The organism is Halofilum ochraceum, assembly GCF_001614315.2.
Classification (GTDB): Bacteria; Pseudomonadota; Gammaproteobacteria; order XJ16; family Halofilaceae; genus Halofilum; species Halofilum ochraceum.
Genome location: NZ_LVEG02000001.1, coordinates 73,298 through 96,133 on the forward strand (window position 1 = coordinate 73,298; position 22,836 = coordinate 96,133).

Sequence of the window (22,836 nt, forward strand, 5' to 3'; positions counted from 1 at the left end):
ATTCCGCGGCACGCGGCAGGCATTCCCCGGTCGCGATCGCCGAAATACGGAGCAATAAGCCGCGTATGGGTCCATACTGGGCCGGAAACTGACGCCGGGAGGCGAAGATGGATGAGCAATGCGACGCGCGGGTGCAGCGGCTCGCGACCCCGAGAGAGTGTCGGATCTTCGAGCGCAACGCGAGTGACCGCAGTCGCGAAGACCTGGCCCTGCAGGCACGCCAGCGCTGGGTGCAGCTGAGCGCCGACGATCACATCACGGAAGCGGACGACGATGACGCGCTCGCCCGGGAACTGTGGGAATCGCTGTCCGCGTATGAGTACGTGCTCGGTCGCTCCGCGACGGGACTCCGACAGACGATCCGCCGCCGCGGTCTGACAAGGGCCGCCGAGCACTTCGTCGCGAAAGGGGAAATGCCGGTCGACCTGACGGGTCTGGCCGATGCAGGCCTGATCGACTACGCATGGGAGCAGGCCGTGCTCCGCCATCCGGATGTATTCTCCGAAGCGGTGGTCGAACGCTCACGCGAGCGGCTCGCCGCGTTTGAGCAGGAGTTGGCGCCGACCGCGGCGGATTGACGGGGTCTATCGAGGGTGGGCGGCCTCGCGGGCCGTCGCCCGGTCCCGGGCCTGCCGCCAGTCCAGATATTCCTGCCCCGGCATCGGGCGGGCAAAATAGAAGCCCTGCAGCAGATCGCAGCCCAGTTCCCGGAGAATCTCCCGCTGCCCGGCCTTCTCGACCCCTTCCGCGACCACTTCCAGATCGAGGGCGTGGCCGACATCGATCATGCAGGCCATCAGGCGCTGTGCCCTGTCATCGTCTTCGAGATCGCGCACGAAGGCCCGGTCGATCTTGAGTCCGGTGAGCGGCAGTGTCCGCAGATACTCGAACGATGAGTACCCGGTTCCGAAATCGTCCAGACTGACGTGGAAGCCGCAGCGCCGGAGCTGCTCGATGGCTTCTCCGGCGGCGACCGGGTCGCGTACGATCGCGCCCTCGGTGATTTCGATCTCGATACGCCCTGCCGGGAGGCCCCCGTAGGCCGCCATGCGCCCGATCGAGGCGATCAGGTTCTGGTCAATCAGATCACGCGCGGTGATGTTGATGCTGATCCGCTGTCTGCAATGCTTTACGAAGCCGAATGCCGACTGTGCGACGAACCGGGTCATGGGGCCGATCAATGCCGAGCATTCGACCCGCGGCATGAACTGATCCGGTGGGATGATTCCGCCATCGGCCGGGCTGCGCCAGCGCACCAGCGCCTCACAGCCCGCGGGTTCTCCGGTCTCTGCCCGGACTTTGGGCTGATAGTGCAGTTCGAACTCGCCGTTCTCTATGCCGCGGCGCACGCCGGCGAGGAGGCGGATCGTCTCACCGGTGCGGCGCTCCTGCTCGGGGGCATACCGGCACACGGTCTGCTGCCGCTCGATCGCCGAGAACAGCGCAACGCGGGCCTGCCGGATCAGTTCGCGCGCCGACGTGCCCGGTTCCACGGTGCCAGCACGGCCAACGACGAGTTCAACATGGACGGGGATCCCGTATACCTCGACGGAGTCTTCCGTGATCTGCAGCAGATCCTCCGCATTCAGCCCGTCCGTTGCCGTGTCCTCTTGCCGCAGGACGACGATCTCCGAGGCGCTGAAGCGGTAGACCTCCAGATCCGGATCGATCCCGCGACGGATTCGTCTGGCGAGGATCGTCACGAGCTGGTCGGCGGCACTGACGCCGGCGGCCTCCATGATCTCGCCCAGATCGACGATCCGGATCAGCGCGACAAACGGCGCGTCGGCGCGATCGACGTCATCGGTCTCGAGCGCCTCGAGCAGGGCCGTCTTGTTCGGCAGTCCGCTGTCAGCGTCCACGCGGGCGTCCCGTTCACGAGCCCGGCCCTGGCGGCGAATGAACTGGAACAGCATCCCGGTAAATGCACCCAGACCGGTATAGAAACCGATCCGGATCAGCCAGTTGGTGGTGTCCTGCGCGACGCCCGTCGCGGTATCGAGCGGCATCACCGGCCCAAGCAGAAGCCCGCCGACCAGACCGCCGATGATCCCGCCGACGACACGGAAACGCGCCGCCGCGAGCAGTACCGGGATGAGCATCAGATACGGCCAGGCGCGCTGTGTACCACCCGTGGCATAGACGAGCAGCCAGGCGCCGGCGAACAGCAGGGCCGTCAGGGCCAGGATGAGGATGGCGTTGAGGCGAGGTTGGTGTCGTAAACGTCCTGTCGCCGCGCGCAAAGCGTTCCATTGCATCAAAGCGTGCGTCCCTTACATTTCCCAGCCATCAGTCCGCTTCGTATGGGACATATCCCGGGATTCAGGGTTAACAAGGATATCGCTGCAGATGCAACCGCGCGGTCCGCGCGCGTTTTCCGGGCATTCTCACATCGTCGGATCCATTTTGGCTCCATTCGGGCCATTTCGTGCAGTTCCGGTATGTTCCGCCCCGAGCGACGCCGGTGCGGGATATCCCGGTGCGAGCAGTGATCAGGATCCGGGCTTCAGCGACTCCGGCTTGCCCGGATCATGGTCGCCCCCCGTTCGGCGATCATGATCGTGGGGGTGCAGGTATTGCCGGAGGTGATCGTCGGCATGATCGAGGCGTCCACCACGCGCACGCCGTCGAGACCACGGACCCGCAGCTGGCTGTCGGTGACGGCGTTGGCGTCTTCATCGGCCCCCATGCGGCAGGTACCTACGGGGTGAAAGATCGTGGTGCCGATATCGCCCGCGGCGTGGGCCAATTCCTCATCGGTCTGGCACTCGGGGCCGGGTAGGTACTCCTCGGGTTTGTATGGGGCCAGTGACGGTTGCCCGATGATGCGCCGGGTGAGGCGGATCGCCCGGGCCGCTTTGCGACGGTCGCCCTCGGTACGGAGATAACCCGGGGCGATGCGGGGTGCACTGGCCGGTTCCCGATCGGAGATCACGACGCTGCCGCGCGATTCCGGGCGAATATCCGCCACACTCGCGGTGAACGCGGGGAACGGGTGCAGCGGGTCGCCGAATTTGTCGAGCGACAGCGGCTGGACGTGGTATTCGAGGTCCGGGGTCTCGACGTCGTCGGCGGAACGGGCGAACAGGCCGAGCTGGCTGGGCGCCATGCTCAGCGGGCCGCGGCGGAACAGGGCGTAGTCCAGTGCCATCTTCGCCTTGGCTGGCAGACTCCGCATCTGCTGATTCAGCGTGGTGACGCCCTGCACCCGATAGATGCAGCGCAGCTGCAGGTGGTCCTGCAGGTTGGCGCCGACATCCGGTGCGTGTCGCACCACCGGGATGCCACGATCACGCAGCAATGCCTCGTCGCCGACGCCGGATCGCTGCAGGATGGCCGGCGAGCCGATCGCGCCCGCCGCGAGCACCGTCTCGATCCGGCTGCGGACAATACAGCGCTCGCCATCGGCACGGAATTCGACGCCCGTGACGCTGCGCCCCTCGAAACGCAGCCGGTCGGTGAGTGCGCCCGTGATGACCGTGAGATTCGATCGGTGACGGATCGGGTCCAGGAATCCGCGCATGGAGCTCCAGCGGGTGCCGCGTTTCTGGTTGACCTCGAAGCGGCTGACGCCGGTGTTGTCACCGGTGTTGAAATCGGCGGTTGCCGGGATGCCGGCCTCGGTCGCGGCCTCGGCAAAGCGGTCGAGGATGGTCCAGCTCAGACGCTGGCGTTCAACCCGCCACTCGCCACCGGCGCCGTGCATTTCTGATGGCCCGTTCCAGTAATCCTCGGCGCCGCGGAAGACCGGCAGGACGTTGTCCCAGCGCCAGCCCGGGTCGCCGGTCAGCCGGGCCCACTCGTCGTAATCGCGGGCCTGACCGCGCAGGCAGAGCATCGCGTTGATCAGTGTGCTGCCGCCCAGCCCCTTGCCGCGCGCGTACACGATCGAGCGCCCGTTGAGGCCGGGTTCCGGCTCGGTCCGGTAGCACCAGTCGGTGCGCGGGTTGTTGATGCAGTAGAGATAGCCGACGGGGATCCGGGTCCAGATCCAGCGCTCGTCGTTGCCGGCCTCGAGCAGCAGCACCGACACGTCCGGATCCGCGGAGAGCCGGTTCGCCAGAACGCAGCCAGCGGCGCCGCCGCCCACGATGACGTAGTCGTATTCGCCCCGATTGTGCATGGTTTCTTCCCGGTTGCCCGGCTCGGACGCGCGTTGACGGGTTGGTATGTATGACCCTGGGATCGTGGTGTATCACACCCTTGGGGCCAGGTCAGTACCGGATGCCCAATCGGGCGTCGGGTCATCGGGGTACTGTCGTTGCATTCGAGCGGACAGGGGTCGGAAAGCGATCGCGAGCAAGCTCGCTCCTACCGCCTTCTGCATGTCGAGACGGATGGTCGGGGCTGGTAGGAGCGAGCTTGCTCGCGATCGACGTTTGCTGATGTTCTGCATCCGTCGATTGCCATCGTGCCCGCTGCTTCCCCGCGCTTGCGAATAACCAAAAAAAAGGCGGCCCCGAAGGGCCGCCTTTGTTGTCACGAACCCTGGGGCGTCAGTCCCTGGGCTCGTCCATCAGACCTTTGACGATGCCATAACACGCGATCAACAGAATGATCGTGAACGGCAATCCGGTCGAGATGGCCATCGCCTGCAAGGCCACCAGACCACCGCCAAGGAGCAGGGCGATCGCAAGCGCGCCCTCGATCAGCACCCAGAAAATGCGCTGGGAGGTCGGGGCATCGACCTTGCCGCCGGAGGTGATCGAGTCGATCACCAGCGAGCCCGAGTCGGAGGAGGTGATGAAGAACACGATCACCAGCACGATGCCCACGAAGGAAGTGATCATCGTCAGCGGCAGTTGCGAGAGCATCTCGAACAGCTGCAGCTCGAGGGCCGCGTCCTGGACGCTGGTGATGCCCTTGTTCACCACCTGATCGATGGCGGTCCCGCCAAGCGCGGTCATCCAGAGCACCGAGATCACCGTCGGCACCAGCAGTACCGCGATCAGGAACTCGCGCACCGTACGGCCGCGACTGACACGGGCGATGAACATGCCGACGAACGGGGACCAGGAAATCCACCAGGCCCAGTAGAACGCGGTCCAGCCGCCCATGAAGTTGGTGTCTTCACGGCCGAAGGGGTTCATGAACTCCGGCAGCTCGGCGGCATAGCTCCACAGGTTCTGGAAGAAGCCGGTGAAGATCAGCATCGTCGGTCCGACGATAATGACGAACAACAGCAACAGCCCCGCGAGCCCCATATTGAGCTGGGACAGGCGCTGGACACCTTTGTCGACGCCGAGCAGGACGGACGCGAGCGCTACGAGCGTGATGCCGATGATCAACAGCACCATCGTGACGTCGGTCGATGGAATCCCGAACAGGAACTCGAGCCCCGCGCTCGCCTGGTTGGCACCGATGCCCAGCGAAGTGACCAGCCCGAACAGGGTGGCGAATACCGCCAGGATATCGATCACATCGCCCGGCCAGCGCCACACGTTCTCCCCGAGGATCGGGTAGAAGATCGACCGCATCGTCAGCGGCAGGCCCTTGTTGAACGAGAACAGCGCGAGGGCCAGCGCGACCACCGCATAGATCGCCCAGGGGTGCAGACCCCAGTGGTAGATCGTGGCGGCGAAGCCGAGTTGCCGGGCCGCCTGCTGGTCACCCTCAGCGGCTCCCAGCGGCGCCCAGTCGGTGCGTACGCCGTCCTCCATCGAGGTGCCGCCCATTGCGGTGCTGTAATGGGTCAGCGGCTCCGATACGCCGTAGAACATCAGACCGATGCCCATGCCGGCCGCGAACAGCATGGCGAACCAGCCGGTCGTGCTGAAGTCCGGTGTCGCGTGCTGTCCACCGAGCCGGACCCGCGCCAGCGGCGTGAAGATCAGGACCAGGGCCAGGATGACGAAGACGTTCGCGGAGAGCAGGAAGAACCACGCGAACTTATCGGTCAGGTAGCTCCGGATGCCGTTGAACATCGGCTCGACCGTTTCCGGAAGGGCGAGCGTGATCAGTACGAAGAGCACGATGACGAGTGAGGAGATGCCGAAAACCTTGCCGTGCAGATCAACGTCGATCCCGTACTTGCGGGTGGCGATGTTGTCCTGCCCGATCACGTAATCGGTGTCGATCAGGTTCGCGGGCCCTTCGGGAGCGGGTACGCCGACCTTCTCCTCGCTCGCCCCCGGATTATTTCCATTATTGGATTGCTCAGTCATGGTTTATGTCCCATTGGCTGCACTGCATTTGCGTTTTCTTCTGGATCGGTCGCCCTCAGCGCTTGCCTGCTGGCGGACGGACGAGGAATACCGATACGTCGGTGTGGGTCGCGACCTCGCCGCCATGTGCCGGCAGGACCGCGTCAAGATGGCGGGGCAGGTGGGTGGCCATCACGACCAGGTCCGAGCCCGTGTCCTTGATCGCCTGCACCAGCACATCATTGAGATCCACTACCGGGTCCGGTGAGGTGATCGCACGAGCGGAAACCTTCTGCCCATGGTGCTGTTGGCTCTGTTCCTGGGCGAATGCGTCGAGTTTCTGCTGATACTCCTCCGGTGTCCGGGCCACGGAGCCTGGCGTGGTTGCGGTGACACCGATGTAGCAGACTTCTGCACCGTAATGACTGGCGAGATCGGACGCTGCTGTCAACGCCGGTTCGATCGCGTCCCGGTGCGCGAGATCGACCGGAACCATGATTTTTTTGAACATATTCATCCCCTTGTCGATTACTGCGGGCATTATCCAGTCCCGCGCCCTGGTTATGGGCCGCCCGTAGCATGGAGGTTCCGACCGGACCTGTCCACTCCGCGGTTTGCCCGAAAATCGCCGCTGTTCGCAACGTAATCGTGCAGGCCCTGCGCCCGGCATTGGCCGACCCGCCTGCGGGCAGTCATGTGCAGAAGGTGCGCACTGGTGTATCCGGCCGGAAATGCGTCGCGATCTGGGCCTGCAGGAGTTCGGCCGTTGCGAGCGCGTCCACGAGCGCGTGATGGGCCTGATAGTACGGCAGATGGTAGCGGACGCGGCTGTCGTGGAGGCGAATGGAGACGGGCGAACGACCAAGGCGTCCGCGCCAGCGCGCCCAGAGGCTCGAGCGGTACCGTTGCGCTTCGATCGCCATGGTGTCGATCGTCGGGAACGCGAACGGCTCCCCCAGGGCGTCCGTCACGGCGCGATCCAGGAACGAGCGTTCGATCGCCCGGTAATGAACGACCGGCAGATAGCCGGACATCGCATCGAGCAGTTCCGGAAGGATCGCACTGAAATGCGGCGCCTGTTCGATGTCGGCGTGGGTGATGTGATGCAGTGTCACCGAGCGGCTGTTGAGCGCGCACTCGGGGTGGATGATCCAGTAGCGGCGTCTGGCCAGATGGATACGCCGACTCGTGAACGGGACGAGACCGATACTGACGATCGCGTCTCGCTGCGGGTTGAGGCCCGTCGTCTCGATATCGAGCGACATCAGCGGCACCTCGGCGATGGCGGTGTCGGGGGCCGGCAGGGCCGTGTCGTAGAATCGTTTCAGCGCCGGTGAGCGGGTGGTCCGGGCGCGCTCGGCGACGTAGCGCTGCCACTCTTCGTAATCTTCCGTCCGGCGGGACCGAAGGCGCATGCCTTATGCCGTCCGTTCCGGGAGCGGATACCGGAACTTGAGGAATTTCTGTGCGTTACTGAGGACCTGGAAGGCATCTTTGAGGTTGTGACGTTCCGCATCGGGGACGTTGTCGGGTTCCACCCGGTTATCGGGTTCCCGTCCCTGTTCGAGATCCAGTACCTGATGGCGGCAACGGGAGATGGCCAGGAACTCCATCGCGGCCCGTAGTTTGGCCTCCACTCCGGGGCCGAGCAGCTGGCTCTGTCCGATATCGTCCAGGCGGGCGAAGGAATTCTGCGCGCGTGACCCGCAGGCCAGCGCGTGGATGCGGATCAGATCGGTCATCGGCGCGAGACCGCGGCGCTTGAGGTTGATCGTGTTGTTCTGCTGGCCGTCCTTCTCCATCACGAAGCCGCGGAAGAATCCCAGCGGCGGCGTTCGGCCGAGCGCGTTCCGCGCCATTGCGGCCAGGAACAGTTCGTTCTTCGGCGCCTTCTCCGCGATCAGATCCTGCAGCGCCTCGACGAGGCGGTTGTCGCCATAGACGCTGTCGAGGTCGAAGAAAACGGAGCTGTGCAGCAATGCTTCCGGTGTCGGGCGGTCGATCCAGCTCCGGAAATAGCCCTTCCACACCGCCAGCGGCTGCCGCCAGCGTTGGTTGGTGGCCATGATGTCGCCCTTGCAATACGTGTAGCCGCAGGCGGCGAGGCCGTCACTCACGTACTGGGCCAGCGCCAGGAAGTACGCATCATGCTCCGTTCGATTGAAGTCATCGCTGAGTACCAGGGCGTTGTCCTGATCGCTGACGAGGCTCTGTTCATCGCGGGCCATCGAGCCCATGACCATGAAACAGTACGGCACCGGAGGTGGACCGAGTTCCTGCTCGGCCAATTCGAGGAGCCGTCGCGTGATGCTTCGCCCGATGGTCGAGAGCGCACTGCCGATCATGCGCGAGTCGGCATCGTCCTCGATCATACGCACAACCGTGCTCTTCACTTCGGGCATCAGCGCCGCCAGACCGGCAACGTCGGTCCGCGAGTAGATGCTGTCGACCAGATAGACGCTGCTCTTGGTCTCATAGCGGATGATGCTGGAGAGGTGCACGATCCCGAGCGGTTGGCGGCGATGCATGACGGGGAGGTGGTGCACGCCGTTGCGGAGCATGCAAAGAATCGCTTCCTGAACCGATTCGTCCGACTGAATGGATACGAACCGATCCCCCGTGACCTCGCCGACCGGCGTGTCCGGCGAGAGCCCTTTGGCGACGACCCGCACCCGGAAATCGCTGTCGGTAATGATCCCCAGTACCCGCCAGGGATCGCCGTCGGGGTCGATGTAGGTAAAGCGCGAATCGAAGGAGCTGCGATCCACGATCAGGGCCGCGCTGGCGTGGGCCTCCGTGATGCGGCGGGCGGCCTCCTGAACCGACGCGGTACTCTCGATGCGCAGCGGCGGATGCGTCACCAGTTTGCGGATCCGGGTGACCATCATCTCGTTGTTCTTGCGCTGCGCCTCGACCGCCGCTTCGAGCCGGGGGCGGCCAAGCTCGACGAAATCGGCGAAGTGGCTGTCCGCTTCGCAGAGCGCTTTGAACTGTGCCCTGGGGATGAAGTAGATCAGGCTGTCTTCGATCGCCCGCGCCGAGAATCGGACCCGTTTCCCGCGGGCGAGACTGAAATGCCCGAAAATACCGCCTTCCCCGAGACGGTCGTACAGGTTGCCGCTGCGACTGTAGAGTTCGACTGCACCACTGCGGACGTATCCCAGATGGTCAATCGGCTGATCCAGCTCGAAGATGTCGCTGCCGGCGCGGAAGTAGGACACCTCGACCTGCTCGACGACCGCGTCGAGCAGGTCATCCGGGATCCGGTCGAATGGCGTGAAACGCCCCATATGCTGGCGAATCTCGAGCAGTTCGGCTTCCATTGGCGAATCCCGGGGGTTGGGGTCGTGGCGATCTGCCGCTTGCCCGCCGATCTTCACGGCCAGGAGGGAGGGGTCCCACGGATCGTTTCGGTCCGGAGGCGGCTACGCCTACAGCATGGCATTGGACGCGCTGACAGAGAAGGGCCTCCCGCCGCGACGGGGACGGGTGCCCAGGTGGATGGCGTGCCCGCGGCCGGGGAGCCGCGGAAACCGGCGGTCAGGGTCTGCGGAGGCGTCGCCGCAAGGCGGTGGCCATCAGCAGGACACCCAGGAGTGACAGAAGGGCAAGGTCGGAACTGCCCTTCAGATTGTTCTCCTCGGGCGGATCGTCAGCAACCGGATCTTTCTCGGCATCGCCGCTGTCCGGTTGACCGGGTTCAGCGGGAGCTGGTTCGGGTTCAGGCACGGGATCGGGCACGGGTTCGGGGTCCGGCTCGGGTTCGGGGTCCGGCTCGGGTTCGGGTTCTGGCTCGGGCTCGGGCTCGGGCTCCGGCTCGAGAGTGGGGCATTGACCTTCCCGATTGCCTTCGACGGTGTTGTTGTCGACCGTGGGCGCGGGGTTGTTCCCGCTGCATTGGAGATTGCCATCAATGCGATTGCTGACGATATCGATACCACCGGTATTGTTGAACGCCTGGACATCGCCGTTGACGTCATTGCCCTCGATCCGAAGGCGCGCGCGATTGCTGTCCACCTGGATGTTGCCGCCGACACGGCTGTTCCGGATGGTGATATCGTCCCCGATAAGCCGGTCAAGCTGGATATTTTCGTCGATCCGGCTGGCACCAATATCGACCTCAAACGGCGAATCCGCAGACGACTGGATGTTGCCTTCGATCTCTGCCTCGCGAAGTGTCACGGAACCGCCGGAGAACATCACGATGTTGCCCTCGACCTCGGTTCCATCGAGCCGACAGTCGCCTGTCACGAGGACATTGCCCTCGACCTCGATCGGACCTGGATCGGGTGGGCAGACGATATCGTCGGCCACCGCGTTGTTGCCACCGAGCACAAACAGACCGGCCATGGCCAGGGCACGGGTATAACGGCTGGACACGCTCATCCCGTGTTCTCCGGAAAGCCGGGTCGCCTTCCTTACAGGATGTAGCGTAGTCCGGTTTCGGGGGATGCGCTGTGTGGCGACTCCATTTTCGGTTGATGGACCGCACTTCGTTACGGAATTGCCTCAGGGCAACGGGATTCCATCGGAAATGACCCGATTGCGGGCCAAGTCGCGGCCAGGCCCACCGGCGATGCTGACTGTCCACCACCGGTGGTGACGGGAAGTGCGGATGGAGGGCCCGCAGGCGGGCCGGTCAGTGCGGACGGTCCAGTCCGAGTACGCGCGATTCCGTATGTCGCCGGGCGCGAAGATCCAGACAGGCCGCGGCAGCCAACAGGACGAAACCGCTGAGTTCGACGAGCATATGGTAATCGACGAACAGGGCGTAACCGACCACACTGGCTCCGGCAACCGCGAGGACCGGCGGTGCGGGTCCGCGGTGTCGGCGGCTGCCGATAAGGATGGCCACGGCCGCGAGCAGCGTAAACGTCATGATGGTGCCGGCCCATGCCGTCGGGTCGAGGGCGAATCCGAGGCCGAACAGGGGCAGTACGGTCACGGCCATCAGTCCGCCGTAACAGGCCGCGACCGCAAGCAGGAGGCTGGCAATACCGGCGAATCCCCTGCGCGATACGGTCGCCACCAGTCGCCTCGGGTCCAGCCGGCGCAACGATTGCCGCCAGCGTCCGGGTGCCGCCGCGCTGCGACGCGCGGCCAGTTCGAGCGAATAGGCGCTGAACCCGGCCGCCACTTCGCGCGTCTGCCTACTGGGACTGTGCGCGAAGTAGTCGTTACTGCGCACGATCTCGATATCCTCGAATCCGGCATCGCGCAGCAGCGCTATCAGTTCTTCGTCGACGGTCGCCCCGACGACACATTCCACCCAAAGGCGCGGGTCCTCGCTGCAGTCGACCGTTACCGGCCGTTTGATCACCACGTCCGCGAGCTGCAGACGCCCTCCGGGTCGAAGCACCCGGAACATCTCGGCGACGGCGCGCCGTTTGGCGGGGATCAGGTTGAGCGCACCGTTGCTGGTAATGCAGTCCACCGTACCGCTATCCAGTGGCAGATTTTCCGCTGATGCCTGCACAACGCTGACGTTCGGTATTCCATTCTGTTCCACGATACGTTCGAGTTTGCGTGTCATCGCGGCGGTCAGATCAAGCGCGATCGCGTGGCCCTCCGGACCGACCATTCGGCCGGCGATCAACGTGTCGGCCCCCGTTCCCGCGCCGATGTCGAGTACGGTGTCGCCGTGCCGTATTACGCTCGCCCGGAAGGGACAGCCCACGCCGGCGAACGATTCCACGATCGACTCGGGGAGGGCGCGGAGTTGTGCGCTCGGATAGCCGAGCAGTCGACAGGCGTTCTCGCCGGTCGGGAAATGGAAATGCGCCTGCGGTGTCTCGGCGACCGCGGTATACATTTCCCGCACGGCTGCGATGATCTGTTCTCGTGAGTAACCCAGGATGGCAACCATGGTTCCCCCCGGTACATCAGGGCGCGTCAGAATCGATCGAGCAAATCCCGGATACGGCGCTGGAGGTGGTCCGGTGCCCGTTGCGACCCGGCGGCGCGGATCCTGCGCCGCAGCCGCTCCTCGAATTCGGCCCGACTGAAGCAGTCGCGGCATGTTTCCAGATGCCGTTCGATCTGGTCCCGCGTGGTCGGGTCGAGTTCCCTGTCGAGATAGTCAAAGATGCGCTCGATGACTTCTTCGCAGGTCAGCGCTTCTTCGGTCATCGCCGTTCTCCGCTGGAGTGCGTTTGATCCCGTGGCTTCGGGGCATGCAGTCCGGCATCCTGCGCCTGGCGCCACAACGCCTTCTGCAACAGGCCACGCCCCCGGTTCAGGCGTGACCGCACCGTGCCGACCGCGACGTCCAGTTGGGTCGCGGTCTCCTCGTACGTGCAGCCCTGGATGTCCACGAGTACGACGACCACCCGGAATGGGTCGGGCAGCGAATCGAGAGCACGCTGGATGTCCTCGCGCAGAAGGCCATTGAGGAAGTCCTCCTCCGGGGTTCCCCACCACAACAGGAACGGCTGGTGCAATTGTCTGAACAGTGAGAAGTCCGTCGTCTCGGGGGCTGTTTCACCGCCATCGTCGTCCATGGAAACCTCCCTGTCCTGGCGGCAGCGCCGCCTGCGGCAGGTACTGATGAAGGTGTTGTTCAGGATCCGGAACAGCCAGCTCTCGAACTGGTCCATATCACGGAGATCGTCGAGACGGCTCCACGCCTTGCCGATCGCCTCGGCGACCACGTCCTCGGCATCGTTGGGGTCGCGCGTGAGGCGGAGTGCCGTCCCGTAGAGTCGATCCATGAGCGGTTCGAGCCGTGTTTCGAACAGTTCACGGCGCCGTGCGCGTCCACCATGGATATCCGCGTGTGTCATGGCGGCCTCCGGCCGACCAGTACGGTTCCCGCAAACGATGACTGGCGGAGTGGAGTATGGGCGATCTTCGGAAATCGCTCCACGGCCGTGGCCATCGCGCGGGTACGCTCCACAGGGACGCCGCGGCGGCCTCGATGGTTCCCGGTGGCCGTCGATCGGCCACCGGGAATGTGGTGCGCGCAGGGGATGAAGCCGCGATTTCGGTCAGTGTGCGGGCCTGCGCGCGGTGAAAGTCCATGAACTCGACGGCATGACAATGCCTTCTTCCTGTTCGTACGGTGCCAGCGCCTCGCCCAGCGCCTGCTCGATCTCGGGTCGCTGGCGTTCGGCCTCGTCGCCCGCCTCGCGGAAGACCTCGCCGGCCGGACCCAGCGCAAGCTGGAAATCCACGGCATTGCGGACCGAATCGCCGATCGTCACCGGCCCGTCGATGCGCTCGACGGTGATCGCCTCGAAGCCGGCGATCTCAAGCTGTCGGGTCACGACGTCGGGATTGGACATCGAAAACGGACCCGGTCCGCAGGTCCGGGCATCTTCCCCGGGGGCCGGGAGGAAACCGAGTACGACTTCTTTTGCCATGCCGAGCCAAGGGTTATCGGCGATATCGCGCCAGACGATGAATTTCAGCTCGCCGCCCGGCTTGACTGCCGAGCGGATGTTACGCATCGCGTTGACCGGGTTCTCGAAGAACATCATGCCAAAACGCGAGAAGCACAGGTCGAAGTCGGCTTCGAATGGATATCGCTCGACGTCCGCCGCCACGAACTCGATGTTGGCAAGTCCCTCGCTGGCGGCGTCGCGCCGTCCCTTCTGCAGGAACTGCTCGACGCAGTCGATACCGAGTACATGGCCTTCCGGGCCGACCCGAACGGCCAGTTTGATCGCGGTATCCCCCCAGCCACAGCCGACATCGACGATCCGGGAACCCGGTTCGACATGCATTCGCTCCAGCGGTATCCGGCTGTGGTAACTCAGGCCGTTCATCAGGATCTCGCGGAAACGCTCGAACTTTTCCGCGAGCGTGTCATTCCAGAATTCGACGTATTCCGTCGCCGGCCGTGCCGTCTCGGCGTGTTCGATGGGCTGGTTCATGGTTCGCGTCCTCTTATGCGCGCGGTGCCGTAGGGTTGTCATCGACCGGGGCACCGGCGGTACCGCCGGTCGGGGCACGACAAGGACGCACGGGAAGACTGATTGGTTCCCGCCGCCAGGCGTGGAGCGGGCATCAATACTGCAAGCTGATGGTCAGGAACAGCTCGCTGCCGTCGAAGGCGAAACTTGCGCGCCGGAATGACGGCGCCCCCAGGCTCGCGCTCGCGTTTTCGGAGAAACCGTAGCCCTCGGTCGGGATTCCCAGCCAGTTGCGGTCCAGCTGGCCGTTGCGGTTTTCGTCGTGCATGGCGGCGATCGCGTAGGTCCCCGGCGGGACATCGCGGAACATGCAGACCGCACCATGATTCCGGATCGTTGCGGTGACGATCACGGCGGGTGACGGCGGCGACGCGACCGGGAACCCGTCTCCGGACCGGAAGAACGCGCAGGCGATGCGACCGGCGTCGTCCCGGATGCCCTCGATGGCCACATGGATGGTGGGCGCGGGTGGCTCTTCGGCGGCGGCGACCGGGCCGATCACTGAGACGGCCAGCACGTTCGTCGCCAGAAACAGCCTCCGTAAACGGGCGCGCGTGTCGGGCGTTTCGCTGGGGCGCATGGCATTCGTTCCGCTGCGGTGGCGCGGGATGGGCAAGATCCCCTGTCGGCACCTGATGCAGGTGCTATAGCATACCTCGGGCGATATCGCCGTCTGTCAGGGGCAATCGGGAACCGTGCCCATCCGGCCGTCTATTCCGTAGAATCGCGTGCAACCCATTCGCCGGTTTCTCGGGAGCGATCGCTGAAGCCTCAACGCAATACAGCCCGCACGGTCCGTTTCCTGACAACACTCGCGCTGGCGGGCGTGTGTTCGGGGCTTGCGTTCGCGTCCCGCGCGCAGGGAGCGGAACCGGATGCCACTGGCGCCTGCCCGGTCCCGGACGAGGCGCGCGCAGAGGACTGGCCCGGTCAGCGCCAGTGGGAACGCCTGGAGGCGGAGGGGTACCGCCTCGGGGAACTGCGTGTCGAGGTCCAGGAGGTGTACGTCGGATCGGACCTTGCCTGGTACCAGCAATTGGCCAATACCCTGCATGCGAAAACCGACCGGCATGCTGTCCGGGATCTGCTGACGGTCAGCCCCGGCGAGCCGGTAACGGCTGCGCGGATCTACGAGGCCGAGCGGATCCTGCGCAGCCAGCCGTTCTTCACCCAGGCCCGTATTCTTCCGGCGCACTGTGATGGTGATCAGGTCACGGCCGATGTACGCGTTCGGGATGCGTGGACGCTGCAGCTGGACGTGGGCTTCGGCTCCGCGGGCGGCGAGTCGGAGAGTTCCGTCGGGTTCCAGGACGAAAACTTTTTCGGGACCGGCAAGAGCGTACTGCTCGACTGGAGCGATGACAGCGAACGAACGACACTCCAGTTCGGTTATGAAGACCCGTCCCTGCTGGGTACGCCGTGGACCCTCGGGCTCAGTCACAGCGAGCTCTCCGATGGTCGCGCCGACGCCGTGTCCGTCGGCTATCCATTCCGGCGCGTCGATCAGTTGTGGGGTTTCAGGGCGGAGTTCGACGACGCCGAGAGTGAGATCGGTTTCGAGGTGGCGGAGCGGACCGCTTTCGAGACCGAAACGGATCGCCAGCAGGCCGATATCGAGCTCCGCAGGCTCGTTTCACTGGGGTCCAGCGGCGGCTGGCGGGTCGGTCTCGGCTGGCAGCGGGATTATGCGGAATATGGCCCGTTGCAGGAGGAGAATCCGGAACTTCGACCGCCGCCGGATCTCGTCGACCGGCGGCTGCAGGGGCCGTACCTCTCGCTCGAGCGTTTCAGCACGCGTTACAGGACCTTCCGCAATCTGCGCGCCATCGGCAAAAACGAGGACTACGCACTGGGGTCGCGCAGCCGGGTGGTCGGCGGCCGGTACGTCGACGGCGCGAGCAGCGACAATCCGTGGTTTTTCGAGATCGACATCGATCACGGCTTGCCCGTCGGGTCACGCAACCTGCTTCTGACCCGGTTGAACCTCTCCGCGCGCTACCGTGACGACAGTGGCGAGGAGGCGTGGTATCGCTCGATCGCCGCCGACTATTACCATCGCACCAGCCCGCACAACACGATCGTCGTCCACGGTGAATATGACTGGCGGGATAATCAGGATCCCGAGGATGAGCTGTACCTGGGCGGGTTCGAAGGCATGCTTGCGTATCCGGATCGCTTCCGCGTCGGCGACCGCCGCTGGCTGCTGCATCTGGAAGACCGCTACGTGAGCGACACTATCCTGTTCGATACCATCCAGGTGGGGTACACCGCGTATCTCGAGGCCGGCAACATCCGCGAACTCGATGGCCGCTGGGGCAAGCCGCTGGCGGACGTCGGGTTCGGCCTGCGGCTGGGCAGCCTGCGCAGTTCGTTCGGGTCGGTCAGCTACCTGACAGTGGCCTTCCCGCTCGTTGACGACGGTCAGGAAGACGACTATTCGATCGTGGCGGGGACAACGGTCAATTTCTGAGCCGGCGCCGACGCCGCCCACCCCCACCGGATGGAACGAACCATGGATGCCCCGAAAACGCCCGGCAAAATGAATACCGGCACAGTTCGATGAGTAGCGTACGAGCGTCTTCGGTGCGTGCTCAGACCCTGGGCGAAGAAATCGCCAACAGCATCAGTCATGGACTTGGGTTGGTGGGCGCGATCGTCGGAACGCCGTTTCTGATCATCGAATCAGCCCGCTACGGCGATGCGGGCGCCATCGTGGGCGCGAGCATTTTCTGCGCCGCCATGATCCTGCTGTATTCAGCTTCCAGCGTGTATCACGCATTGCCGGCCGGTCGCGTGAAGCGCGTGTTTTTCACCTTCGACCATTCCGCCATCTTTCTGCTGATCGCCGGGACGTACACGCCGTTTACGCTCGGGGTACTGCGCGATTCCGTCGGGGCTGCCCTGTTCGCGGTGGTGTGGGCGATCGCGATCGTCGGCATCGGTCTGAAGGCCTTCGGCAAAGCCGGTCATCCACTGGTTTCGACTGCCCTGTATATGGGGATGGGCTGGCTGATCGTCTTTGCCATCGGGCCGTTGATCGCTGCAGTGCCGCCCGCGGGTCTGGCGTGGCTCGTCGCCGGTGGTCTCTCGTATACGCTGGGCGTCGTGTTCTTCGTCACCGATTCCCGTGTGCCGTACGGCCATGTCGTCTGGCACGCGTTCGTCGTCGGTGGTACCGCCTGCCACTACTTCGCCGTCCTCTGGTATGCCGTCTGATTGCATGTACCGTTCGCCGCCCCCTGTCCTGGCGGGAACCGGATCACCACCCATTGCGTCTCTGCCCGTGAGCGACACCTGTATACGGTGAGCCGAGAGCACGGGAGGCATCGCAATGCGACGGTCAACCGGTGGTTTGATACGTGGCGCAGCCAGGCTCTGGACACAAGGCCTCGTTGGCGTCATAGCGGCGGGAATGGCCGTCTTCTCGTGCTATGGCCTGTTGGCACTTACGGCGTTGCTGCCACTGGTGGGGGGCCGGCTGATCCTGGATGAAGCCGTATGGGTGACCGCAATCGTCGTGTTCACGCTGGTGACTCTGTCCGCGGTCATTCCCGGTTTCCGTTGCCATCGTTCGGTGCTCCCTTCCGGGGCGGCCATCGCGGCCGTCGGCCTCATCCTGTATGCCCTGCTCGTGGACTACCGGGCAACCATTGAACTCTCGGGTTTCGTCGCGTTGATTGCCGCCGTGAGTGCCGATGTGTATCTGCGGCATCGAGCAATCGCCTCCGCGCGTCGGGGAACCGGGGAGAAAAGTCGCGGTCCCTATGGACAGGGCGGTGGCGCGCCACGACCTGATGAGAGGCAGATATCATGAAACGAATCACGTATCCGATTGCGCTCCTGCTTTCCCTTTTGCTGGCCGGAGCCGCGCATGCTTCGGGGCCGGTCTATACCGGCTGGTTCGGCAACCTGGCGGCCGATGGGCACGATGTCGTCGCGTACTTCACGCGGGGTGAGCCGGTCGAGGGGTCCGCCGAGCACAGCGTTGAATGGAACGGGGCCGAATGGCGTTTCGCCAGCGCGGAGCACCTGGAACGGTTCCGGGCCGATCCCGAACGCTACGCGCCGGCATACGGGGGCCACTGCGCGTACGCGGTGGCGGAAGGGTATACGGCGGCGGGCGACCCGGAACATTGGACCATCCATGGCGGTCGCCTGTATCTCAATTACAACGCGGAGGTCCAGACCCGTTGGGAGGCGGATCGCGACGACTATATCGCCGCCGCGAACGACAACTGGCCGGAGGTCGCCGAGTGAGCGACATGGTGCGCGCCGATGACGGCGCAGCCGTTGGCCGATTGGTGTGAGCGTCGTACCCGGGCCGGTTACGGTCTCTCCGGGTGGTTCTGTCTGCATCCGCGTCAGTCTGGCGTGTAGTGGCCCAGCAGGGCCTCCACGAGTGCGGGCAGGACCTCCGCGGCACGTGCCCGGATGCCGAAGTCGACACTCGCGCTCAGCGCGGTCTCTTCCGGATTGATCTCGCCAACCCGCGCACCGTGGCCACGTGCGAGGTCCGCCAGGCCGGCGGCCGGCTGCACGACCGCGGACGTCCCGACGGCGACGAACAGGTCGGACTGACGGGCGGCCGTCGTCGCGGCCGCGATCGCTTCTTCCGGGATCGCCTCGCCGAACCAGACCACGTTGGGTCGCACGGGGCCGTCGCAGTGCGGGCAGGGCGGCGGCAAGTCGGTCGCGTCGTCGACCTGAACGATGCGGCGCTCCCGGTGGCAGCGATTGCTCAGAAGGTTGCCGTGGAATTCGATCACGTCGCGGTGCCCGGCGCGCTGGTGGAGTCCATCGACGTTCTGCGTGACGAGGCGCAGATCGGGCAGCTGGTCCTGCAATGCGGCCAGTGCCCAGTGGCCGGCATTCGGCTCGACGCCGGCGATCTGCTGCCGGCGCGCGCGATACCACTGCCAGACCGTGTCGGGATCGCGCTCGAACGCCTCCGGGCTGGCCAGATCTTCCGCCCGGTAGCGTGCCCAGAGCCCTTCCTGCGCATCACGGAATGTCGGTACGCCGCTGTCCGCGGAGAGCCCGGATCCGGTCAGCACGGTCACGGTGCGGGCCGCGCGCATGGCATTGGCAAGGGCGTCGATCATCGGCTTGCGTTGGCTTGGCATGCGAGGCGTGATTCGTGTCGGGTCCGGTCAGTCTCGGTGCAGGACGGCTACCTTGCAACAGCAGCCCGCACCAGGCCATCCGGCGCCGCCGCTTGCCGCACGCCAGCGGTCGCCGTAGCCTTGCGGGTTCCGGGTGCGTCGCCCGCGACCGCAAACGTACGAAAAGGAGCCGCCATGCAGCGCCGCAAATTCATCAAGGGGGTCGGGTTCGGGGGCGCCGCTGCCGCCAGCACCGTTTTCTCGCCGAACGTCATCGCGAGTAATCGCAAATTTCGCCTCGAGATGGTCACGTCCTGGCCCTCGGCGCTGGATAACCTCTATGGCACCGCCGAGTATTTCGCGCGCCGCATCGAGGAGATGACCGATGGCGACGTGCGCGTGCGGACCTATCCCGGCGGTGCCCAGATCGGCCCGTTCGAGGTCTACGACGCGGTCTCCAGCGGCGCCTTCAGTTGCTGCCATACCGCGCCGTATTACTTCATCGGGAAAACACCCGCTCACGGCTTCTTCACCGCCTTGCCGTTCGGCCTGACGCTGGACGAGCAGAACGCCTGGATGACCGCGGGCGGCGGCCAGGAACTCTGGAACGAGCTCAGCGAACGCGACAATCTGGTCCCGTTCCCCGGTGGCAATACCTCGGCCCAGACCGGCGGCTGGTTCAACAAGGAGATCAACTCGCCCGACGATCTGCGCGGTCTGCGCATGCGTTTCCCCGGTCACGGCGGCCGCGTGATGGCGAAAGCCGGCGTCAATATCCAGCAGCTTCCGGGGGGTGAGGTCTTCACCGCCATGGACCGCGGCACGCTGGACGCCGCCGAGTGGGTGGGGCCGTACGATGACCAGACCCTCGGCATGCAGGACGTGGCGAAGTATTACTACCTGCCCAGCTGGGCGGAACCGAGCGCCATGGTGGCCTTCTACTTCAACAGCGGGATCTTCAACGACTTCCCGACGGATATACAGCATCAGATCCGCGCCTGCTGTCACGAGGCCAATACCTGGATGGCGGGGCGCTACCTCGCGCGCAATCCGGTGGCGCTCGACGAACTGCGGAACAGCGGCGTGGAGGTGCGTACCTTCTCCGAGGAGACCCTCTCCGTCCTGCAGGAGGGCGCGCAGGCGGTGCACGAGGAGGACATGGAGAACGAGGACTACGCGCGCATCCACAAAGAGTGGGACGCCTTCCGCCGTCGCGTGCAGGGCTGGAACAGTCAGAACACGTATCTGTACCGCCGCTTCCTCGAAGGCGACGCCTGAACCGTACGCATGAACCCGCGCTGATCGCGAGCGAGCTCGCTCCTACAGGTCAATCCGTACCGTGTCGGCAGGATTCATCTAGGAGCGAGCTTGCTAGCGATGGGTTCTCGTTCCGCTACCCGCCCGAATGCGAAAAACCATCATGAGCCCGGCTGGCGAAACGCCCTGTAGACGTCCCGGGACACCGCTCACCGCCGCAATCAGTTCGCCGCCACCGAAGGCAGCCACGTCACCAGCCCCGGAAACAGCGCCACGATCAGCAGCGCGAAAAGCTGAATCCCGATAAACGGGATCACGCCACGATAGATGTCGGCCGTTCGCACCGTATCCGGCGCCGCACCCCGCAGATAGAACAGGGCGAAACCGAATGGCGGTGTCAGGAACGACGCCTGCAGATTCATCGCGATCAGGATGCCCAGCCACAGCGGATCGAAGCCCATCGAGATCGCCACCGGCGTGATCAACGGCACCACGATGAACGTGATCTCGATGAAGTCGAGGAAGAAACCGAGGAGGAAGACCGCCAGCATCACGAACACCAGGAAACCGACCGCACCGCCCGGCAGCCCGGTGAGCAGATCCTCGATCAGCCACGTCCCGCCCAGGGCGCTGAACACCGTGGCGAACGCTGTTGCGCCGATGAGAATGGTGAACACCATCGCCGTCATGCGTACGGAGGTATCGGCCGACTCGCGCAGGGTCGACAGGTTCAGCCGGCGCCGCAGCAGTGCCAGCAGGATCGCGCCGAAGGCCCCCATCGCACCGGCCTCCGTCGGCGTCGCGATCCCGAAGAAGATCGTCCCGAGCACGGCGGCCACCAGCGCGAGCGGTGGCAGCAGGCCAAGGGTGACGGCCCTGCCGAGGCGCTCGATATTGAACTCGGGGTCGTCGAGGGGCAGGGCGGGGGCCGCGGAGGGCCGCAGCCACGCGACGACCGTGATCCAGAGCACGTACAGCCCGCTCAGCAGCAGCCCCGGGATCAGGGCGCCCAGGAAGAGGTCGCCGACATTCACCCCCATCTGGTCGCCCAGGATGATCAGTACGATGCTGGGCGGGATGATCTGTCCGAGCGTGCCGGAGGCGGTCACGGTCCCCGCGGCGAGCGGCGCGCTGTAGCCATACTTCAGCATGACCGGCAACGCCAGGACGGCCATGGCGACGACCGACGCGCCGATCACCCCCGTCGCGGCGGCGAGCAGCGTACCCACTGCGACGACCGAGATCGCGAGCCCGCCGCGCAGGCGACCGAACAGGCGTCCCATCGTGCGCAGCAGTTCCTCGGCGAGGCCGGCGCGTTCGAGCATCGCGCCCATGAAGATGAAGAACGGCACGGCCACCAGCGTGTAGTTCTCCATGATCGAGCCGTAGATGCGCTGCGGCAGGATGTTCAGACGCGCCGAGCGGAACAGCGGCTCCCACGGCAGCGCGATCCCGGCCATCGGTAACAGGTCGCTGAAGAGCACGGCGAACGCGAGCGCCGTTCCGGCCAGCGCGAACGCGACCGGATAGCCCGTGAGCAGCAGCAGGAGAAGCACCGGGAACATGAGCAGGGCAATGGCGTCCATCAGTCCCCGCCCGTGGCCGATGCATGATCGGTAGCGTGACCGGCGACGATCGCGCAGCGCTTGATCAGTTCACTGATGCCCTGGAGCAGCAGCAGCCCGAAGGCGAGCGGGATCACGGTCTTGATCGGATACAGCGGCAGCCCACCCGGATTCGGGCTCACCTCCAGACGCGACCACGCGTCGCCCACGTAGCCCAGACTCAGCCAGATCAGCAGTGTGCAGAACGGGATCAGCACCACGACCGTGCCGACGATATCGATCCACGCCTGCGCGCGCGGCGACAGCCGCCCGTGGATGATATCGATGCGGATGTGGCCGTCGCGCCGCAGCAGGTAACACGCGCCCAGCAGGAACATCAGGTCGAAGGCCTGGGTCTGGGCCTCCAGCAGGGCATTGCTGCTCAACTGCATTCCGAGCTGTGCGCCGAGGTAGCGTCCGACCACATTGATCACGCCCAGCGCGACCAGCGCCAGTGCGACCCACGACAGGGCGCGCCCGATCCAGCTGGAGAGCCGGTCGATCGCACGGCTCAGTTTCAGGAGTCGTTGCATGCGGGCCTCGATCCCGGGGCGGCGTGCGCAAAGGGCGGCATTGTAGCCGATCGTGGCCACGCATCGCGCGGAGAGCCGGTTCCCCGGGACAACAGGCGTTGATCGCGAGCAAGCTCGCTCCTGCAGACTCCGAGATGCCGCAACGGCTTGGGTGGCGTGGTAGGCCGTAGGCCGGCTTTTGCCGACAGGCAACAGCCGGCATGCTCCTGGTACAGCGGCTCACAACCTCGGGCAGCCGGCTGGCTTCCTTCGGTCGCAAGCCGGCCTACGCGCGGCCGCGACGG

At 65.1% G+C, this 22,836-nt stretch carries 21 protein-coding genes; 6 read left to right on the forward strand and 15 right to left on the reverse strand.

Annotated elements, in window-relative coordinates:
* Positions 1-107: 107 nt before the first annotated feature.
* The gene (locus A0W70_RS00350; RefSeq protein WP_070987266.1) at positions 108-578 is read left to right on the forward strand and encodes a hypothetical protein; all 471 of its coding nucleotides are present in this window, start codon (positions 108-110) and stop codon (positions 576-578) included.
* 6 nt (positions 579-584) lie between these two features.
* Here the strand turns inward: A0W70_RS00350 and A0W70_RS00355 are convergent, their stop codons facing one another.
* The 12 genes from A0W70_RS00355 to A0W70_RS00410 all read right to left on the reverse strand — a co-directional run bounded on the left by A0W70_RS00355 (position 585) and on the right by A0W70_RS00410 (position 14,636).
* On the reverse strand, positions 585-2,258 hold the full coding sequence (locus A0W70_RS00355; RefSeq protein ID WP_083330659.1) for a putative bifunctional diguanylate cyclase/phosphodiesterase: 1,674 nt from the start codon (positions 2,256-2,258) through the stop codon (positions 585-587).
* A 248-nt stretch (positions 2,259-2,506) separates the two neighbouring features.
* Complete coding sequence (locus A0W70_RS00360; RefSeq protein WP_070987270.1) at positions 2,507-4,123, reverse strand: GMC family oxidoreductase; 1,617 nt, start codon at positions 4,121-4,123, stop codon at positions 2,507-2,509.
* A gap of 373 nt (positions 4,124-4,496) precedes the next feature.
* Positions 4,497-6,164, reverse strand: coding sequence for a BCCT family transporter (locus A0W70_RS00365; RefSeq protein WP_070987271.1), 1,668 nt, complete (start codon positions 6,162-6,164; stop codon positions 4,497-4,499).
* A 55-nt stretch (positions 6,165-6,219) separates the two neighbouring features.
* Positions 6,220-6,654, reverse strand: coding sequence for a universal stress protein (locus tag A0W70_RS00370; RefSeq protein ID WP_070988215.1), 435 nt, complete (start codon positions 6,652-6,654; stop codon positions 6,220-6,222).
* 181 nt (positions 6,655-6,835) lie between these two features.
* Complete coding sequence (locus A0W70_RS00375; RefSeq protein WP_070987273.1) at positions 6,836-7,558, reverse strand: 3'-5' exonuclease; 723 nt, start codon at positions 7,556-7,558, stop codon at positions 6,836-6,838.
* 3 nt (positions 7,559-7,561) lie between these two features.
* Positions 7,562-9,466 (reverse strand): DUF294 nucleotidyltransferase-like domain-containing protein, encoded by a 1,905-nt coding sequence (locus tag A0W70_RS00380; protein ID WP_070987275.1) that lies wholly within the window; start codon positions 9,464-9,466, stop codon positions 7,562-7,564.
* A 217-nt stretch (positions 9,467-9,683) separates the two neighbouring features.
* Positions 9,684-10,529: a bactofilin family protein gene (locus A0W70_RS16545; RefSeq protein ID WP_070987277.1), complete on the reverse strand. Its 846-nt coding sequence runs from the start codon at positions 10,527-10,529 to the stop codon at positions 9,684-9,686.
* Positions 10,530-10,782: 253 nt separating this feature from the next.
* Complete coding sequence (locus A0W70_RS00390; RefSeq protein ID WP_070987279.1) at positions 10,783-12,009, reverse strand: MerC family mercury resistance protein; 1,227 nt, start codon at positions 12,007-12,009, stop codon at positions 10,783-10,785.
* 26 nt (positions 12,010-12,035) lie between these two features.
* Positions 12,036-12,272: a mycothiol system anti-sigma-R factor gene (gene rsrA, locus A0W70_RS00395; protein WP_070987280.1), complete on the reverse strand. Its 237-nt coding sequence runs from the start codon at positions 12,270-12,272 to the stop codon at positions 12,036-12,038.
* Entirely contained in the window at positions 12,269-12,925 is a 657-nt protein-coding gene (locus A0W70_RS00400) for a sigma-70 family RNA polymerase sigma factor (protein WP_075109804.1), read from the reverse strand. The genes rsrA and A0W70_RS00400 overlap by 4 nt, the downstream gene beginning before the upstream one ends.
* 204 nt (positions 12,926-13,129) lie before the next feature.
* Positions 13,130-14,017, reverse strand: coding sequence for a class I SAM-dependent methyltransferase (locus tag A0W70_RS00405; RefSeq protein WP_070987282.1), 888 nt, complete (start codon positions 14,015-14,017; stop codon positions 13,130-13,132).
* 133 nt (positions 14,018-14,150) lie between these two features.
* Positions 14,151-14,636, reverse strand: coding sequence for a DUF2141 domain-containing protein (locus A0W70_RS00410; protein WP_070987284.1), 486 nt, complete (start codon positions 14,634-14,636; stop codon positions 14,151-14,153).
* 246 nt (positions 14,637-14,882) lie between these two features.
* Between A0W70_RS00410 and A0W70_RS00415 the strand changes: the two genes are divergently transcribed.
* From A0W70_RS00415 to A0W70_RS00430, 4 genes are all read left to right on the forward strand, one after another.
* The gene (locus tag A0W70_RS00415) at positions 14,883-16,526 is read left to right on the forward strand and encodes a BamA/TamA family outer membrane protein (RefSeq protein WP_070987285.1); all 1,644 of its coding nucleotides are present in this window, start codon (positions 14,883-14,885) and stop codon (positions 16,524-16,526) included.
* Positions 16,527-16,639: 113 nt separating this feature from the next.
* The gene (gene trhA, locus A0W70_RS00420; protein WP_245675776.1) at positions 16,640-17,272 is read left to right on the forward strand and encodes a PAQR family membrane homeostasis protein TrhA; all 633 of its coding nucleotides are present in this window, start codon (positions 16,640-16,642) and stop codon (positions 17,270-17,272) included.
* Between the two features lie 115 nt (positions 17,273-17,387).
* Positions 17,388-17,870 (forward strand): MerC domain-containing protein, encoded by a 483-nt coding sequence (locus A0W70_RS00425; protein WP_083330660.1) that lies wholly within the window; start codon positions 17,388-17,390, stop codon positions 17,868-17,870.
* Positions 17,867-18,313, forward strand: coding sequence for a YHS domain-containing (seleno)protein (locus tag A0W70_RS00430; RefSeq protein WP_070987291.1), 447 nt, complete (start codon positions 17,867-17,869; stop codon positions 18,311-18,313). The genes A0W70_RS00425 and A0W70_RS00430 overlap by 4 nt, the downstream gene beginning before the upstream one ends.
* A 104-nt stretch (positions 18,314-18,417) precedes the next feature.
* Here the strand turns inward: A0W70_RS00430 and A0W70_RS00435 are convergent, their stop codons facing one another.
* A complete protein-coding gene (locus tag A0W70_RS00435; protein WP_070987293.1) occupies positions 18,418-19,179 on the reverse strand; it encodes an SIR2 family NAD-dependent protein deacylase in 762 nt (253 codons plus the stop codon).
* Positions 19,180-19,353: 174 nt separating this feature from the next.
* Between A0W70_RS00435 and A0W70_RS00440 the strand changes: the two genes are divergently transcribed.
* Entirely contained in the window at positions 19,354-20,436 is a 1,083-nt protein-coding gene (locus A0W70_RS00440) for a TRAP transporter substrate-binding protein (RefSeq protein WP_070987295.1), read from the forward strand.
* Between the two features lie 200 nt (positions 20,437-20,636).
* Here the strand turns inward: A0W70_RS00440 and A0W70_RS00445 are convergent, their stop codons facing one another.
* On the reverse strand, positions 20,637-22,001 hold the full coding sequence (locus A0W70_RS00445) for a TRAP transporter large permease (protein WP_070987297.1): 1,365 nt from the start codon (positions 21,999-22,001) through the stop codon (positions 20,637-20,639).
* On the reverse strand, positions 22,001-22,552 hold the full coding sequence (locus A0W70_RS00450; RefSeq protein WP_070988217.1) for a TRAP transporter small permease subunit: 552 nt from the start codon (positions 22,550-22,552) through the stop codon (positions 22,001-22,003). The genes A0W70_RS00445 and A0W70_RS00450 overlap by 1 nt, the downstream gene beginning before the upstream one ends.
* Positions 22,553-22,836 lie beyond the last annotated feature (284 nt).

What these genes read in the sequence shown, in the direction of transcription:
- A0W70_RS00350 (WP_070987266.1), top strand. Translation starts at nt 108, where the DNA reads ATGGATGAGCAATGCGACGCGCGGGTGCAGCGGCTCGCGACCCCGAGA.
- A0W70_RS00355 (WP_083330659.1), bottom strand. Translation starts at nt 2,258, where the DNA reads ATGCAATGGAACGCTTTGCGCGCGGCGACAGGACGTTTACGACACCAA.
- A0W70_RS00360 (WP_070987270.1), bottom strand. Translation starts at nt 4,123, where the DNA reads ATGCACAATCGGGGCGAATACGACTACGTCATCGTGGGCGGCGGCGCC.
- A0W70_RS00365 (WP_070987271.1), bottom strand. Translation starts at nt 6,164, where the DNA reads ATGACTGAGCAATCCAATAATGGAAATAATCCGGGGGCGAGCGAGGAG.
- A0W70_RS00370 (WP_070988215.1), bottom strand. Translation starts at nt 6,654, where the DNA reads ATGTTCAAAAAAATCATGGTTCCGGTCGATCTCGCGCACCGGGACGCG.
- A0W70_RS00375 (WP_070987273.1), bottom strand. Translation starts at nt 7,558, where the DNA reads ATGCGCCTTCGGTCCCGCCGGACGGAAGATTACGAAGAGTGGCAGCGC.
- A0W70_RS00380 (WP_070987275.1), bottom strand. Translation starts at nt 9,466, where the DNA reads ATGGAAGCCGAACTGCTCGAGATTCGCCAGCATATGGGGCGTTTCACG.
- A0W70_RS16545 (WP_070987277.1), bottom strand. Translation starts at nt 10,529, where the DNA reads ATGAGCGTGTCCAGCCGTTATACCCGTGCCCTGGCCATGGCCGGTCTG.
- A0W70_RS00390 (WP_070987279.1), bottom strand. Translation starts at nt 12,009, where the DNA reads ATGGTTGCCATCCTGGGTTACTCACGAGAACAGATCATCGCAGCCGTG.
- rsrA (WP_070987280.1), bottom strand. Translation starts at nt 12,272, where the DNA reads ATGACCGAAGAAGCGCTGACCTGCGAAGAAGTCATCGAGCGCATCTTT.
- A0W70_RS00400 (WP_075109804.1), bottom strand. Translation starts at nt 12,925, where the DNA reads ATGACACACGCGGATATCCATGGTGGACGCGCACGGCGCCGTGAACTG.
- A0W70_RS00405 (WP_070987282.1), bottom strand. Translation starts at nt 14,017, where the DNA reads ATGAACCAGCCCATCGAACACGCCGAGACGGCACGGCCGGCGACGGAA.
- A0W70_RS00410 (WP_070987284.1), bottom strand. Translation starts at nt 14,636, where the DNA reads ATGCGCCCCAGCGAAACGCCCGACACGCGCGCCCGTTTACGGAGGCTG.
- A0W70_RS00425 (WP_083330660.1), top strand. Translation starts at nt 17,388, where the DNA reads ATGCGACGGTCAACCGGTGGTTTGATACGTGGCGCAGCCAGGCTCTGG.
- A0W70_RS00430 (WP_070987291.1), top strand. Translation starts at nt 17,867, where the DNA reads ATGAAACGAATCACGTATCCGATTGCGCTCCTGCTTTCCCTTTTGCTG.
- A0W70_RS00435 (WP_070987293.1), bottom strand. Translation starts at nt 19,179, where the DNA reads ATGCCAAGCCAACGCAAGCCGATGATCGACGCCCTTGCCAATGCCATG.
- A0W70_RS00440 (WP_070987295.1), top strand. Translation starts at nt 19,354, where the DNA reads ATGCAGCGCCGCAAATTCATCAAGGGGGTCGGGTTCGGGGGCGCCGCT.
- A0W70_RS00445 (WP_070987297.1), bottom strand. Translation starts at nt 22,001, where the DNA reads ATGGACGCCATTGCCCTGCTCATGTTCCCGGTGCTTCTCCTGCTGCTG.
- A0W70_RS00450 (WP_070988217.1), bottom strand. Translation starts at nt 22,552, where the DNA reads ATGCAACGACTCCTGAAACTGAGCCGTGCGATCGACCGGCTCTCCAGC.